At 66.6% G+C, this 15644-nt stretch carries 13 protein-coding genes; 5 read left to right on the forward strand and 8 right to left on the reverse strand.

Annotated features, from left to right (window positions below; all coding sequences use genetic code 11):
- Positions 1-258 precede the first annotated feature (258 nt).
- Positions 259-1452: a class I SAM-dependent RNA methyltransferase gene (locus AC3A6I_RS18985; protein ID WP_487545432.1), complete on the forward strand. Its 1194-nt coding sequence runs from the start codon at positions 259-261 to the stop codon at positions 1450-1452.
- A gap of 156 nt (positions 1453-1608) precedes the next feature.
- Positions 1609-3012, forward strand: a complete 1404-nt coding sequence (locus AC3A6I_RS18990; protein WP_487545433.1) for a protein adenylyltransferase SelO family protein — start codon at positions 1609-1611, stop codon at positions 3010-3012.
- A gap of 283 nt (positions 3013-3295) precedes the next feature.
- Here the strand turns inward: AC3A6I_RS18990 and AC3A6I_RS18995 are convergent, their stop codons facing one another.
- Both AC3A6I_RS18995 and AC3A6I_RS19000 read right to left on the reverse strand, forming a co-directional pair.
- On the reverse strand, positions 3296-5470 hold the full coding sequence (locus tag AC3A6I_RS18995) for a CHASE2 domain-containing protein (RefSeq protein WP_487545434.1): 2175 nt from the start codon (positions 5468-5470) through the stop codon (positions 3296-3298).
- Between the two features lie 11 nt (positions 5471-5481).
- Positions 5482-6261: a FecR family protein gene (locus tag AC3A6I_RS19000; RefSeq protein WP_487545435.1), complete on the reverse strand. Its 780-nt coding sequence runs from the start codon at positions 6259-6261 to the stop codon at positions 5482-5484.
- Positions 6262-6448: 187 nt separating this feature from the next.
- On the opposite strand from AC3A6I_RS19000, the gene AC3A6I_RS19005 reads away from it, so the two are divergent.
- Positions 6449-6835: a DUF3307 domain-containing protein gene (locus AC3A6I_RS19005; protein WP_487545436.1), complete on the forward strand. Its 387-nt coding sequence runs from the start codon at positions 6449-6451 to the stop codon at positions 6833-6835.
- Positions 6836-7101: 266 nt separating this feature from the next.
- Here the strand turns inward: AC3A6I_RS19005 and AC3A6I_RS19010 are convergent, their stop codons facing one another.
- The 5 genes from AC3A6I_RS19010 to AC3A6I_RS19030 form a co-directional block, all read right to left on the reverse strand.
- A complete protein-coding gene (locus AC3A6I_RS19010) occupies positions 7102-7626 on the reverse strand; it encodes a Crp/Fnr family transcriptional regulator (RefSeq protein ID WP_487545437.1) in 525 nt (174 codons plus the stop codon).
- Between the two features lie 78 nt (positions 7627-7704).
- Complete coding sequence (locus AC3A6I_RS19015) at positions 7705-9513, reverse strand: IlvD/Edd family dehydratase (RefSeq protein ID WP_487545438.1); 1809 nt, start codon at positions 9511-9513, stop codon at positions 7705-7707.
- Between the two features lie 152 nt (positions 9514-9665).
- The gene (locus tag AC3A6I_RS19020) at positions 9666-10700 is read right to left on the reverse strand and encodes a substrate-binding domain-containing protein (RefSeq protein ID WP_487545439.1); all 1035 of its coding nucleotides are present in this window, start codon (positions 10698-10700) and stop codon (positions 9666-9668) included.
- A gap of 32 nt (positions 10701-10732) precedes the next feature.
- Entirely contained in the window at positions 10733-12016 is a 1284-nt protein-coding gene (gene eno / locus AC3A6I_RS19025) for a phosphopyruvate hydratase (RefSeq protein ID WP_487545440.1), read from the reverse strand.
- Between the two features lie 6 nt (positions 12017-12022).
- Positions 12023-13042, reverse strand: a complete 1020-nt coding sequence (locus AC3A6I_RS19030) for a phosphotransferase family protein (protein WP_487545441.1) — start codon at positions 13040-13042, stop codon at positions 12023-12025.
- Between the two features lie 90 nt (positions 13043-13132).
- On the opposite strand from AC3A6I_RS19030, the gene AC3A6I_RS19035 reads away from it, so the two are divergent.
- Positions 13133-13885: an SDR family oxidoreductase gene (locus AC3A6I_RS19035; RefSeq protein ID WP_487545442.1), complete on the forward strand. Its 753-nt coding sequence runs from the start codon at positions 13133-13135 to the stop codon at positions 13883-13885.
- Between the two features lie 24 nt (positions 13886-13909).
- Complete coding sequence (locus AC3A6I_RS19040) at positions 13910-14398, forward strand: P-loop NTPase family protein (RefSeq protein ID WP_487545443.1); 489 nt, start codon at positions 13910-13912, stop codon at positions 14396-14398.
- 151 nt (positions 14399-14549) lie between these two features.
- On the opposite strand, the gene AC3A6I_RS19045 is transcribed toward AC3A6I_RS19040, so the two are convergent.
- Entirely contained in the window at positions 14550-15569 is a 1020-nt protein-coding gene (locus AC3A6I_RS19045; protein ID WP_487545444.1) for an AraC family transcriptional regulator, read from the reverse strand.
- Positions 15570-15644: the final 75 nt, after the last annotated feature.

A 15644-nucleotide genomic window follows, 5' to 3' on the forward strand; every position in this document is an offset into this window, starting at 1 on the left:
GAAACGACTCCGTACGTCTGTGAACGCAAGACTTCAGAACCGGAACATCGCGGGCGCCGTCGACTGTGAATCAGATTCGAGGTCGCCGCCCGTGTTGATGAGACATGCCGATTAAGTTCGGGACTAGTGTAATTCCGCCACACCGCCGATTCTTGATTTCAGTATTAATCGTTTGCTTGCATGGGAATATCGGACCAACGGCCTAGGCCCGGAGTGAGCGGGCTTACGCCTGGCACATTTCCCTGCTAGTTCGGGCAAATGACCGAACTCACCATCACTTCGCTCGGCCAGCATGGCGACGGCATTGCCGAGACGGCCACGGGGCGTGTGTTCGTGCCTTTCGCGCTGCCGGGCGAGCGCGTGGAGGCGACGGTCGAGGGCGAGCGGGCGACGGTGCTCAGCATCATCGAGCCGAGCGCCGACCGCATCGAACCGATCAGCCCGTATTTCGGCACTTGCGGCGGGTGCGCGCTGCAGCATATGGCGCCGGCCACCTACGCGGCGTTCAAGCGTGGGCTGGTGGTGACGGCGCTGGCGCATGCGAACGTCGCCGCTGAGGTCGAGCCGCTGGTCGATGCCACGGGGATGGGGCGGCGGCGGGCGACGCTGCATGTGCGCAAGGCCGGGGCCGGCTACATGCGGGCGAAATCGCACGAGGTGCTGGATATCGATGCCTGCCCGATCCTGGTGCCGAGCCTCAGCAAGGCGGCGCCGCGGATCGCGCGGGCGCTGCATGCGCTGGCCGGCGATTGCGACGCGAGCTTTACGCTGACCGACACCGGACTCGACCTGAGCGTGAAATCGGAGCGCAAGTTCAAGCCGGCGCAGGCGGCGGAGTTCGCGCGCACGCACAAGCTGGCGCGGCTGACCTTCAATGGCGAGGCGGTGTTCATGGCGTGCCCGCCGGCCGTGAAGATGGGCAAGGCGCTGGTGGAGCTGCCGCCGCTCAGCTTCCTCCAGGCGACCGAAGCGGCCGAGGCGACCTTGGCGCGGCTGGTGCTCGAGGGGATCGGGGCGGCGAAGAAGGTGGCGGACCTGTTCTCGGGAGCCGGGCCGTTCGCGCTGCGGATCGCCGAGGGGGCGCGGGTGTTTGCGGCCGATAGCGACCGGCCGGCGATCGCGGCACTGACCAAGGCGGTGAACCACGTGCAGGGGTTGAAGCCGGTGGAGGCCAAGGTGCGGGACCTGTTCCGCGATCCGCTGGCGCCGATCGAGCTCAACCCGTTCGATGCGGTGGTATTCGATCCGCCGCGCGCCGGGGCCGAGGCGCAGGCGCGGGAAATCGCACGCTCCAAGGTGAAGACGGTAGTCGCGGTGTCGTGCGAGTCGAAGACGTTTGCGCGCGATGCGGCGATCCTGATCGCGGGCGGATACCGGCTGGAGCGGGTGACGCCGGTGGATCAGTTCGCGTATTCGACGCATGTCGAGGTGGTTGGGGTGTTTCGGCGGTGAGGGGCGTGGCCAAGCCCCTCACCCGTCTCGGCCTTTGGCCGATCCACCCTCTCCCCGACGGGGAGAGGAATAGAGTGGCCACCGCACTCTCGGTATTCTTCTCCCCATCGGGGAGAAGGTGGCGCGTAGCGCCGGATGAGGGGTAGGCCACAGGTCATGACGTTCAAACCCCGCACCACCCATGCCGAACTCGGCGAGGGCTTCTTCGACAAGGTGAAGGCTGCTGCCTTCCCGCAGACGATCCTGCGTTATCGCAACCAGCGGGCGGCGGCGTCGGTAGGGTTGGATCAGCTCAGCGACGAGGAGTGGGTTGCGCATTTCGGGCGGTTCGAGCCGTTGCCGGGGTCGTTCCCGGAGCCGCTGGCGCTACGCTATCACGGGCATCAGTTCCAGACCTACAACCCGGATCTCGGCGATGGGCGCGGGTTCCTGTTCGCGCAGCTCGAGGATGTGCGCAACGGGCGGCTGATGGACCTGGGGACCAAGGGTTCTGGGCGGACGCCATGGTCGCGAGGCGGAGACGGGCGGCTGACGCTGAAGGGCGGGGTGCGCGAGGTGCTGGCGACGGCGATGCTCGAGGCGCTGGGGGTCAACACGTCGAAGTCGCTGTCGCTGATCGAGACCGGCGAGGAACTGCAGCGTGGCGACGAGCCGTCGCCGACGCGTTCGTCGGTGCTGGTGAGGCTGAGCCACGGGCATACGCGGATCGGCTCGTTCCAGCGGCTGAGCTATCTCAAGGAAGAGGCGCGGCTGGCGGTGCTGGTCGACCATTCGGTGCGCGCCTACTACCCCGAATTATGGGTGGAGGGGGACAACCACCAGGCGGCAAAATTCCTCGGTGCGGTGAGCGAGGCGGTGGCGGAGACCGGGGCGCGGTGGATCGCGGCGGGGTTCGTGCACGGGGTGCTCAACACCGACAATATCAACATCACCGGCGAGAGTTTTGACTACGGACCGTGGCGGTTCCTGCCGACCTACGATCCGAACTTCACGGCGGCCTATTTCGACGAGTGGGGGCTCTATGCGTTCGGCAAGCAGCCCGACACACTGGCCTGGAACCTGACGCGGCTGGCCGAGGTGCTGCTGCCGCTGGGTGAGCATGCCGAGATGGAAGCGGGGCTGAACCGGTTCTGGCCGGCCTTCCAGCGCTCGGTATGGGGAGCGGTGCTGGATCGGCTGGGGCTCGCGCCGCTGGGCGTCGAGCAGGATGCGGCGCTGGTGCAGGAGGTGTTCAACTTCCTCCACGAGACGCAGATGCCGTTCGAGCAGTTCTTCTTCGACTGGCGTGGCGGCGATGGCGGCCGGGCGCTGCGCAGCCCGGTAGCGGAGCATTATCGCGGGACGGCGTTCGAGACGCTGTCCGGCTTGATCGGGGCCCATCCGCGGGCGGCGAACGCCAATCTCGATCATCCGTATTTCGCGCGGCAAGTGCCGCGGACGATGCTGATCGAGGAAATGGAGGCGCTGTGGGCGCCGATCGCCGATCGCGACGACTGGTGGCCGCTGTATGAGGCGCTGGGGGAGATCGAGGAGATGCGCGAGGCTTATGCGGGGGAGTGAACTCCGCAGGAGACGGCGCATGTTGCTCCACCCCCTCCGAGCTGCGCTAGTTCGCTCACAAGCTTCGCTTGCCTCCCCCATCAAGGGGGAGGTGGGACCGGTGGGTGGGCGCAATGGTGCCGCATACACTTGGTGTCATCCCTGCGAAAGCAGGGATCCATCCTTCCGCGGGCGCGAGGCTGCGAATGGGTGACGGCGGTGCGCTTGGCCGCCCCCTCCACCGGCTTTGCCGGTCCCCCTCCCCCGCACTGCAGGGGAGGATCGTGGAGAGGCCGGTGGGCTGCTACGCGACCACGTCCGGCGTCAGCGGCTGCATGGTGGCGGTGATCTCGAAGTCGGCGCGGCGGGTGGGGAGCTTTTCGTAGAAGCTTTCGAGGCCGGGCTCGACTTGCTTCGCCAACGCCAGGCATTCGGCGATGCCGGCGCGGATGTCGCGGCCGTGGCGCAGGCCGTCCAGCACTTCGTTATGGGTCGCGCGCAGCAGCGAGAAGGCGCCGGACTTGGCGAGGGTGTCGTCGCCGACGACGAGGTAGATGCCGACGCGATCTGCCTTGCCCTTGAGCGCCAGAGCGCCGGCTTCGAGCAGGGCGTAGTCGGTGACGGCGGCGGCGGTCGGGTCGGCGCAGAGGATGTCGTAGCCGACTTCCTTGCAGGCGCTCTCGACGCGGCTCGCGACGTTCACCGTGTCGCCGAGCGCGGAATAGTCGAAGCGGGTTTCGAGGCCCATGTTGCCGACAAGGGCTTCGCCCGAGCAGAGGCCGATGCCGATGCCGAGGGCTTCGACCGGGGCCTTGGTGGCGCGGAGCTGGAAGGCGTCGGCCTGGTTCAGTTCGGCCAGCTTTTCGCGCATGCCTAGGGCGGCGCGCAGGGCCTTGCGCTCGTGGTCGGGCACGTCGACGGGTGCGTTCCAGAAGGCCATTATGGCATCGCCGATGAACTTATCGATGGTGCCGAGCCGGCCGACGATTTCGGCGCCGAGCGCACCGAACAGGGTGTTGAGGATACTCAGGATCCGGTCGGGCGCGACGCGCTCGCTGAGCGAGGTGAAGCCGCGCATGTCGGAGAACAGCACGGTGATGTGGCGTACGTCGCCGCCGAGCTTGAGGCTGTCGCCGTTCTTTTCGATCTCGCTGAGCAGGGTCGGAGCAACGTAGTAGCCGAAGGCGCGGCGGATCTGGCGCTTGGCCCGCTCGGTAGTAAGGAAGCGGAAGAAGACGAGCGCCAGATAGAGCAGCGTCAGCCCGACAAAGGGATAGCTCGGATCGAGCATGATGCCCTGGGTGATGAACATCCACCAGGAGAGACCGATGGCGCTGCCGAGGCAGAGGGCGCCGGCGAACAGCCCGGCAATGGGCCCCAGGGTGAGGACGACCAGCACGAGGACGGCGCCGAGCGCGAGGAAGCCGACGATCTCGAGGCCCATCACCCAATCGGGGCGGGTGAGGTAGCTGCCGGCGAGGATTTGCTCGATGGCCTGGGCGTGGATGGTGACACCGGGGACATTGTCGCCGAGCGTGGTGTTGTGCAGGTCGAGGAGGCCGGAGGCAGAGGTGCCGACCAGCACGATGCTGCCGGCGATACGGTCGGCGAAGTTGCGGTAGCTGGGCGAGAGGATATCGGCGGCCGAGACGATGAGGTCGTCGCGCGGGCGGCTGTAGTAGAGCCAGAGATCGCCCTGCGAAGTGGTCGGCACGGTGAAATCGCCGATGCGGACGCTGTCGACATAGCCGGCGGCCGCGGTGTCGCCGAGGACGACGACGGCACCGATGCCGAGCGCGATGCGCAGCGATTCGAGCGACAGGGTGGGGTAGATGTGCTGGCCGTTGCTCCACAGCAGCGGCAGGCGACGCACGGTGCCGGCGGCGAGATCGGAATTGAGGCTGAGCGCCGCAAGGCCGGGCGCGGCGTCGCGCAACTGCGGCAGCGGCGCGGCCACGCTACCGAGGAAGGGCAGGCCCTCGCTCGGGTCGGGTCCGGAGATGGCGAAGCCGCCCTTGGGTTGGGCGGCGAGCGGCGGGCCGGAGGTGGTGCGCGAGAAGCCGAGGACCGAGGGGGAGCGGCCGAGCGCGGTGGCGAAGATGGCGTCGTAGTCGGGCAGCGTCGTCGCGTCGATGCCGGGGATGGTCGCGGCGATGCGGCTGGGCGACATGCGGTCGGGCTCGGGGAACAGCACGTCAAAGCCGATGGCGGCGGCGCCCATTTCGGTGAGGCGGTCGGCGAGGGTGGCGAGGCGATCGCGCGGCCAGGGCCACTGGCCGAGCTCGGACAGTGCACGCTCGTCGACATCGATGACGCGGACCGGGAAATCGGCCGAGGGCCGGGGATGCAGGCGCTGGTAGAAATCGAAGGCGATCTCGCGCAGCACCTGGGTGGGGTAAGGGTCGCCGATGCGCAGCAGCGTCAGCAGGAGGACGACGAGCAGTCCGGCGAGGATGGGGAGGATACGCCGGAGCATCATGTCAGCAACGACTACGGGCCGTGGGTGAAGTCGATATTGCCGCCATCGTCATTGCCGCCGCGGTTTTCCTGCGGCTCGGAGCGCTCCCGCTCCTCGCGCTCGACCACCGACGGGGCGCGGTTGAGGCATTGGCGGGCGCCATCGACGCGGAAATCGCCGCGCAGCGGGGACTCGTCGACCGCCCAGGGGAACATGCCGCGCATCGAGGTGCGGTCGCCGCCTTGCAGCTCGAGGCCGTTGCCGAGCAGCGCCGCCTCGGAGATATCGAACATGCCGATGTCACAGACGTCCTCGACGGTCACGCACTGGCCGGCATTGTTACACATGGTCACGGCGCCGTGGTAGAGCAGCAGCGTGGCGTGGTCGGATCTGGAATTGAGGTCGAAGGCGGTGCCGCGCACGCCGATAAGGCCGGTCGGGGTCCTGATCGCATAGCTGTCCTTGGGGGCGCGACCAGTGACGAAGCGGAAGGTGCCGGAGAGCGCGTTGATGGCGAACTTGCCGGCCGAGCCATCCTCGCGCAGCAGGTAATCCTCGATGACGAGGGCCGAGTTGGGGCCGACGGTCAGCTCGGTGCGGTCGGAAAAGCGGATCTGAACGAGGCCGCGTGCATCGGTGACGACGCGATCGCCGACGAAGACGTCGGTGCCCACCACCAGCGTCCTGGCGCCCGCCTTGTCCTCGACGCGCGCGGCCGGATCGACGCCGAGCGCAGTCCCGGATGCGGCGAAAGCCGGCGCCGCGACGGGTGCGGCGAGCACGAAAGCCAGGATCCCGAGCAGCTTCAGCATGATTTCCTCCAGCCGGCGCGGGGTCTGTGTCACATGCTGGCTGAACCGTGGCTGAACAACGGCGAAACCACGTTTTGACGTGGGCTAACTCTGCGCTTGCACCCGAGGACGCATCTTGCCAAGCATTGGCGGGGGAAGAACCGGCGCGGGGCCCGCGGCGGCAGCGAGGGCGCAAGGACAAGACCGAATGGTCGCACTGTTTTTTCTGCTGTTCATCGGGCTGGAGCTCAAGCACTTCATCGCCGACTATTTCCTGCAGCCGAGCTGGATACTGATCGGCAAGGGCGATTTCCGCAAGATCGGCGGCTATGCGCATGCCGGGGCGCATGCGGTGCTGACGGCGGTGGTGCTGGTGCTGGCTGGGGTGCCGACCGACTGGCTAGTCGGGATCGTGGTGGCCGAGTTCGTGATCCACTACCTGCTGGATTACTCGAAGATCCAGTATTCGCGCGGCGTGCATATCGATACGCATCCGGCCCGGTTCTGGAGCCTGCACGGGCTCGACCAGATCGGGCACCAGCTGACCTATGCGGCGATCATCTACGCGGCGCTGATGGCCAAGGGGCTGGCCTAAGGGGCTTCCCAACCACCGGCTGTCACCCTGCGAAAGCAGGGGTCCAACTCACGTATTGTGCCGGCGGAGAGATGGATCCCAGCTTTCGCTGGGATGACAATCGAGTTTTAGGCAGCGCCGATGCCTGCCAAAACAGAGATCCCCGCTTTCGCGGGGATGACTCAGTGACTGATGACGTTTTGTTGCTTGTGGCCGCCCCCTCCACCATCCTTCGGATGGTCCCCCTCCCCCGCCCCGCGGGGGAGGATCACGGAGAGTCCGGTGCGTTACCGCCGCTTGGCACGCTTCTGTTCGTCGGGTTCGACGAGCTGGGCAAGGATCTTGTCGACGAGGTCGAGGTCGTCGCGCTTGCCTTCGGACTGCTGCTGCAGATCCACCAGGTAGGAGGTGGTGTAGTAGAGGCGGCGGGCGAGGAGGGTGGCGACGTAGAGCGCGACTTCCGGGGCGCCGCCGAGGAAGCTCAGGGCGTCGTCGATGATGTAGACTTTTATGGTCGACAGCGCCTTGACGGTCGCGCTCGAGGGCATGTCGAGCAGCACGGCCATTTCGCCGAAGATGGAGCCGGGCTCGTCGATATAGCTGACCTGGGTGTCCTTGCGCAGGACTTCGACCTGGCCGGCGGCGAGGACGAAGAGCTTGCCCTCCTGGCCACCTTCGGTGATCAACACGTGTCCGGGCCGGAAGGTGTGGACCTCACGACCCTTACAATAGTCCAGAATATCCGACATCGAGCCCTCACCCGCCTTGAGCGCGGTCGATAGTGCGCTCGAACCCACCATTTCGTCAAACATTGCGGCCGCTTGTTGGCTCATTCCCGGCAGGCGCGCAAGTGGAAAGGGCCAGCTTGAAGCTGGCCCTCTGGTCGTCGTCTAGTGGTTGTCGCGGGGCAGTCCCGCGGTCTGTGCCAGGCGCTGGTAATTCACCGCCGGCTTCAGCACGCCGCCCGAGCCGAGCTGGTCGACGAGGCCGCGCTGGATTTCCTGCCACGGGGTCTGGTGCGCCGGATACTTGTAGCCGCCGGCGGCCTCGAGCGCCTTGCGACGTTCCGCGATCTCCTCGGCGGAGATGAGGATGTCGGCGGAGCCCTTGTTGAGGTCGATGCGAACGCGATCGCCGGTCCTGAGGATGGCGAGGTTGCCGCCTGCGGCCGCTTCAGGGGAAGCGTTGAGGATGGAGGGCGAACCCGAGGTGCCGGACTGGCGGCCGTCGCCGATGCAGGCGAGCGAGGTGACGCCCTTCTTGATCAGGTAATCCGGCGGCCGCATGTTCACGACTTCGGCCGCTCCGGGATAGCCGATCGGGCCGGCGCCGCGCATGAACAACAGGGTGTGCTCGTCGATCGCCAGCGACGGATCATCGATGCGGTGGTGGTAATCCTCCGGACCGTCGAACACCACCGCCTTGCCCTCGAACATGTTCGGGTGGGCCGGGTCGGAGAGATAGCGCTCGCGGAACTCGGGCGAGATCACCGAGGTCTTCATCACCGCGTTGTCGAACAGGTTGCCGCGCAGCACGAGGAAGCCGGCGTCCTGCTTCAGCGGGTTGTCGAAGGGGCGGATGACCTTGTCGTCTTGGATCGGGGTGTTGCGGCAGTTCTCGCCGATCGACTTGCCGTTGACGGTGGGCGCGTTCTCGCGGATCAGGCCCTGCTTCATCAGCTCGTTGACCACGGCCGGCACGCCGCCGGCATGGTAGTAGTCCTCGCCCAGGTACTCGCCGGCCGGCTGCAGGTTCACCAGCAGCGGCACCTTCTGGCCGTGCTTCTGCCAGTCGTCGATCTCGAGGTCGACACCGATATGACGGGCGATGGCATTGATGTGGATGGGGGCGTTGGTAGAGCCGCCGATCGCCGAGTTGACGACGATGGTGTTGATGAAGTTGTCCTTGGTCAGGATGTCGGAGGGCTTGAGGTCCTCGTGCACCATTTCGACGATACGCTTGCCGGTGCGGTAGGAAATCTCCTGGCGGTCGCGATAAGGCGCCGGGATGGCGGCCGAACCGGGCAGCTGCATGCCCAGCGACTCGGCCAGCGAGTTCATGGTCGAGGCCGTACCCATGGTGTTGCAGTAGCCGGTCGAGGGCGCGGAGGACGCCACCAGCTCGATGAACTGCTCGTAGCCGATCTCGCCGGCGGCCATCATCTGGCGCGCCTTCCACACGATGGTGCCCGAGCCGGTGCGCTCGCCGCGGAACCAGCCGTTGAGCATCGGGCCGACCGAGAGGGCGATGGCCGGGATGTTCACGGTCGCCGCGCCCATCAGCATAGCGGGCGTGGTCTTGTCGCAGCCGATGGTGAGCACGACGCCATCGAGCGGGTAGCCGTAGAGCACTTCGACGAGGCTGAGATAGGCGAGGTTGCGGTCGAGGCCCGCGGTCGGGCGCTTGCCGGTTTCCTGGATCGGATGCACCGGGAACTCGAGCGCGATGCCGCCGGCCTCGCGGATACCTTCGCGCACGCGCTTGGCGAGCTCGAGGTGGTGGCGGTTGCACGGCGAGATGTCCGAGCCGGTCTGGGCGATGCCGATGATCGGCTTGCCCGACTGCAGCTCCTCGCGCGAAATGCCGAAGTTGAGATAGCGCTCGAGATAGAGCGCAGTCATGTCCGGGTTATCCGGATTGTCGAACCAGGCGCGCGACCTGAGCTTCTTGCCGCCGGCGGCGCCGTTACCCGAACTCATCGAAATCTCCTCGAGGCGAAAGTGCTTTGTCAGAACTTACCTAGCCCAAGCCCGTGCGGCTGGGCAGGCGTTCCTTGGTATTGTGGGGACCGTACCACAGGCGATGATAAACATCGGCAATTGCCGCTGCAATGGGCGAGACGGCAGTGCGTTCAGCCTTTGACGCGGCGTGTGCTGTCCCGTTCGAGCAGCTCGATGGGATAGTTGGAGGTCGGATCGCCGACGCTTTCGCCGTTCAGCCGGGACAGCATCATCCGTCCGGCCTTGAGGCCCATCTGGTAGCCCTCGATGTTGAGCGTGGTCAGCGAGGGCTTTACGTGCTCGGTGAAATCGAGCCCGCCGAAGCCGGCGAGCGCAACCTGACCGGGCACGCTGATGCCGCGTTCCTGCGCCCGGATGATGGCGCCGGTGGCCAGCATGTCGGTGCCGAAGAAGATGGCGTCTACGTCGGGCACATGTTCGAGGATCTGGTCGAAGGCCTGGATGCCGTCGCTGATGCGCCGTGTGCCCTCCATCGGGTGGACCAGGGCGAGCTCGGCGCCGTGCTGCTCGAGGCCCGCGCGGAAGCCGGCGATCCGCTCGGCGCCGCGCTCCGTCGTGTGGCCGCTATAGACGATGCGGCGGAAGCCCTGGTGGCCGAAGTGCCGGCCCATCAGGCGGCCGGCTTCGGCATTGGAGAAGCCGACGAGCATGTCGATGGGCTCGTCGTGGTGGCCCCACATCTCGAGGATCGGAACGCCCAGCCGGCCGATCAGCTGCCGCGTCTTTTCGGCCCGGATGACGCCGGTGAAGATGACGCCGGCGGGGCGGAAGGGCATGGCGTTGTTCACGACGTCGACCTCGACCAGTTCGGAATAGCCGATCTGGGCGAACATCAGGTGGAAGCCGCTGCCCTCGAAGGCCTCGACGATGCCCTGGATGGAGGTAGCGAAATGCGGGTTCAGCAGGCTCGACACGAACACCGTGACGATGCTGGAGCGGCCGGAACGGAGCGACGAGGCAAAGTGGTTGACCACGTAGCCGGTCTCGGCGACCGCGGCCAGGATGCGCTGGCGCGTCTCCTCGCGGACCTTTTCGGGGTAGGACAGGGCACGCGACACAGTGATCGGGGAAACCCCGGCGACGCGGGCTACGTCCTCGACGCGAACTGGGCGGTTCGCGTTTCGCCTCTTGCTACCGGATGCCAATCAATTCCCCCAAACCACATAGTCAATTCCGGTCAGCGTGGCAGACGAAATCTCCAGAATGCAGGTGACGCCCAGTCCTGCTCGATCCGGATGACCTCGTTCCACTTCGCCGTGCGTTCAGAGCGCGTCATCGATCCGACCTTGATCTGGTCGGACATGAGTCCGACGGCGAGATGACTGAGCGTTACATCTTCGCTTTCGCCCGAACGACCGGATTGGATCGTATTCCAACCTACCGACCGGGCACGGCTGCTTGCTGCAATCAATTCGCTTAAAGTGCCGCACTGATTGGATTTGAGCAATACGGAATTACAACAACCACGTGCTGCCGAGAGGGCAACACGGGACTCTGAGGTGGTCAGGTAGTCGTCGCCGATGATCTGGATCGACTTTCCGAGCCGCCTGGTGATTTCGGCGAAACCCGCGTCATCGTCTTCGGCGAGGGGGTCTTCGAGGGAGATGATGGGGTAGGTGGCGACCCATCTTGCCATGAGATCGACCATGCCGGCGCTGTCGAGCGAGCGGTTCTCGAGGGCGAGGCGATAGGCGCCGTCGGCGTAGAAGGAGGTGGCGGCGATATCGAGGGCGATGCCGATGTCGCGGCCGGGGGTAAAGCCGGCCTGCTCGATGGCGCGGGTGAGGTATTCGAGGCCTTCCTCATTGGCGGAGAAGTCCGGCCAGATGCCGCCTTCGTCGGCGACACCGTTGAGTTTTCCCTTTTGCGCCATGGCCTTACTGGCGGCGATGTAGACTTCGGCGATCTGCTCGGTGGCCTCGGCGAAGCTGTCGGCGCCGATGGCGAGGATCAGGAAATCCTGGATATCGATGCGGTTGCCGGCGTGGCGGCCGCCGCCGAAGATCTGGATCATCGGGGCGGGGGTGAAGGGCTCGTGGGGATCGAGGCCGGAAATGTGCCTAAGGTGTTGCCAGAGCGGGATTTTTCGATCGGCAGCGGCAGCCCAGGCGACGGCGGAGGAGGTGGCGACGATGGCGTTGCCGCCCAGTCGGGTCTTCTGCGGCGTGCCATCCAGCGCGATCAGGGCGGCGTCGATCTCGGACTGGCCGGCGGCGTCCAAACCCTTGAGTCGATGGGCGATTTCGGTGTTGACGGCATGCAGCGCGCCGTTGACGCCGTAGCCGCCGAGGCGGGGGCCGCCATCGCGCTTGTCGAGCGCTTCGCGGCTACCGGTGGAGGCGCCGGAGGGGGCGATGGCGCGACCCTTCGCCCCCGAGGCCAGGGTGACCTCGACTTCGACGGTGGGACGGCCGCGCGAATCCCAGACCTGGCGGCCGAGGATGGACTGGATGGCTGACATATCTGGCTACCGGTTCTGAGGGGTGGATGAATGAAGACTGTCGAGCAGATGAATGACGGTTTTCGGTGGTGTACGGATGAACGGAACCGCCCGCTCGCGGACGATTTGCCGTGCGTTTTCAGTTAGATATTCGACCGGCGACTTGCCATCGACGCGGGCCAGCATGAGGCAGGGGAGGAGCGCCGCGGTGCGGGCGTCGAGGCCGGCGCGGAGATCGGCCGGGAAGCGGCCGAGCCAGGTGCCCGCAAAAGCCTGCGCCTGATCGAGGAGTGTAGCACCGAGCGCCGGCAGGTGGATGGATTTGAGCACGAGGTGGTTGAGGCAAAAGGCGGCATCGAAGGCGGGGTCGCCATACCAGGCGCATTCGGCATCGAGCAGGACGGGGTGGCCGTCACGCTTCGAAACGAGGATGTTCTTGGGGCTGACATCGCCGTGGACGAGGGCGAGCTTGGTGCCGGCGGTGGTCGCGAGCACGGCGAGGATGCGTTCGGCGAGGTCGGGATAGCGGCTGGCGGTGAAGCGCAGGTAGGGATCGAGGCGGAGCGCGTCGATCAGGTCGTCGGTGGGAAACTCGGCGGCAGCGGTCGGATCGTTGAGCGTTGCGGCGTGGATGCGGCCGAGGGCATTGGCGACGGCGACGGGTATGGCCGGGTCGGCGCGGCCGGCGAGGAGCTCGGACTTCCAGAGCACATAATCCTGGGGCGGCAGATACTCGAGCAGGGCGATGCCGTGTTCGCGGTTTTCGCCGATCACGGCGGGCGCCGCTCCCGGGACGATGGCGCCCGCGCGGCGCAGCCAGGCGATCTCGTAGTGGTTGCGCTCGAGGGGTGCCCGCCAGTCGCTGGCGACCTTCAGCTTCTGCAGCGCGCGCTTGGCGCAGTATTGCGCGCCCGATTTCAGTTGAATGCGTACAATGTCCGAGGAGACGCCGCCGGTCAGCGGCACTACGGTCAGGCCGCCGCCCGGATCGATTCCGGCTGCGGCGAACATGGGCGGCAGGAGGGCCTCCCAGCTATCGGCTTGCATGATGTGTTCTCCCTCGGCGCAGCCTAGGGGAGGCGGAGCCGGGCGACAACGACACTAAAGGCCGGAAGCGGCCACCAAGGGAGAAGATTGATGGGGCGCCTCGAGGGCAAGGTAGTATTCATGACCGCGGCGGCGGCCGGCATCGGCGGCGCGGCGGCGACGGCATTTGCACGCGAAGGGGCGCGCGTGATCGCGACCGATCGCGATGCGGCGGGGATCGCCAAGAAGGGCGAGGAGCTGAGGGCGATCGGGCCGGGCCACGAGGCTTATGCCTTGGACGTGACCGACCATGCCGGCCTGCGCGCTGCCGCCGAGCGCCACAAAGGCGTCAACGTGCTCTACAACGGCGCGGGCTGGGTGCATCAGGGCATGTTGGGAGATACGTCGGTGGAAGACTGGCAGCGCAGCTTCGACATCAACGTGACGCCGATGTTCGTCCTGACCCAGGCGTTCCTGCCGGCCTTCATCGCGCAGGGCGGGGCGGCGATCATCAACGTCGCCTCGGTCGCGAGCTCGCTGAAGGGCGTGCCGAACCGGGTAGGCTACATGTCATCGAAGGCGGCGGTGATCGGGTTCACCAAGTCGGTGGCGTTCGACTACATGAAGCAGGGCATCCGCGCCAATGCGCTCTGCCCGGGCAGCGTCGACAGTCCGTCGCTGCACGAGCGCGCCAAGGCGCTGGGCGAGCACGACGAGATATGGAAAACCTTCATCGCCCGCCAGCCGATGGGCCGCATGGCGCAGCCGGAGGAATTGGCGCATCTCTGCGTCTATCTCGCCAGCGACGAAAGCGCCTATGCGACGGGCACCAACTTCATCGCCGATGGCGGGATCACTATGTAGGCGGGTCGGCCCTGGTTGAGCGCCATGGACAGGATCTTCATCATCGGCAATGGCGGCAGCGGCAAGAGCTGGCTGGCCGAACGGCTGGGCGAGAAGCTTGGCGTGCGGCCGGTTCATCTCGACCAACTGCACTGGTTGCCGAACTTTGCCGGCGAGCGGCCGCGCGACGAGCGTGACCGGCTGGTGGCCGAGGTTGCGGCCGGCGGCGCATGGATCATGGACGGCATTTACGGCTCCATCCTCAAGGCGGTGCTGCCGCGGGTGACGACGCTGATCTGGCTCGATGTCGCCGACGAGGAATGCGTCGCCAACCTCAAGCAGCGCGGCCAGACCGGTGGCGGCACGGCCGCGCAGTTCGAAGAGCTGCTCGACTACACGCGCGGCTATCGGCTGCGGAAGAACCACCTCAACTCGTTCGACGGCCACCAGCGGCTTTTCGACGAACATCCGCAGGGGAAGTTCAGACTATCGAGCCGGCCGGAGATCGCGGCGTTCTTAGCGCAGCTGGGGTGAGGGGGCCTTGGTTGGCCTTCGGCTGGTGTGGCGCAATCGCAAGGCCCCCTCACCTCGGTTACGCAAGGGCGCGCTGCGCCCAAGCTGCACCGTCCTCTCCCCGACGGGGCGAGGATGCGGGCAACGTCGACATGTATGTTGCGTACGGGCCCTAACTCGCGCTTGAGCTGGTGGCCGCTTGCCGCCATTCGGCCGGCCATTGGCCGACATGGCGGTGGAAGGCGCGGCTGAAGGCGGCGTCGGAGCCGTAGCCGATCTGTTCGGCGATGTCGGCTATCTTGGCCGAACTCGAGCGCAACAGCCCGGCGGCGAGCTGCATGCGCCACTCGACCAGATACTGCATCGGCGACTGGTCGAGCAGGGTGCGGAAGCGCTCGCCGAGCACCGAGCGCGAGCTGTTGGCCCGGCGCGCCAGTTCGTCCACCGACCAATCGTGGGCGGGATCGCCATGGAGGATGGCCAGCGCCCGGCCGACCACCGGATCGCGGGTGGCGGCGAGCCAGCCGCTGCCCGCCGGCGCGGTGCGCGAGTAGATGCGCAGCGCTTCGGCCAGCAGCAGCTCGGGGAGCCGCGCGGCGAGCGGCGCTTCCTTGCCCGGGAAGGGCGACTCCGCCATCACGTAGTTCATCATGGCGGTGAAGAAGTCGGCGACGGCGCCTTCGGGCCGGATGACGAAGATGGGCGGCAGGTGGCGCAGCACGCTGTTGAACAGCAACTCGTCGCAGCGGAAGTAGCCACACACGATTTCGGTTCGCGGGCCGCCGCCGTCGAGCTCGACCAGCGGCATCTGTGTCCATGGCAGCGGCGGCAGCACGCTGATGATCGGCGTCGAGCGGGTCGATAGCGGGCCGGCGCCGAGCAGATGCTGGTGGGCATGCGGCAGGATGGCGAGGTCGCCATGCTGTAACTCGTGGTGGATGCCCTCGCCATCGACCCAGGCGGCGCCGCGCCGGACGGCGTGAAACGGGATCAGCCGCTCCCAGCCCGGCGCCAGGAGGTCGATCAAATGCTGCGCGTCGGGCGTCTCGAGTGCCCAGGGCGCCCCGTAGATGCCGCGCATGAAGATCGATCCGGACAGGCGGATGTGGGCGAGCACATCGGCGAGCAGGTCGGCGCGCTCCCTCGTCTGATCCGGCGGCGTTTCGATCAAATTGGCCGGTGTCTCGATCATGGCTATTCCAGCGGCTCCAACTAAATGGATGCCCCACCGCGCGATCTACTTCGCGCGCCCCACGTCAATGGTCAA

The sequence above is a fragment of the Devosia sp. Soil_C_22 genome, assembly GCF_057657195.1.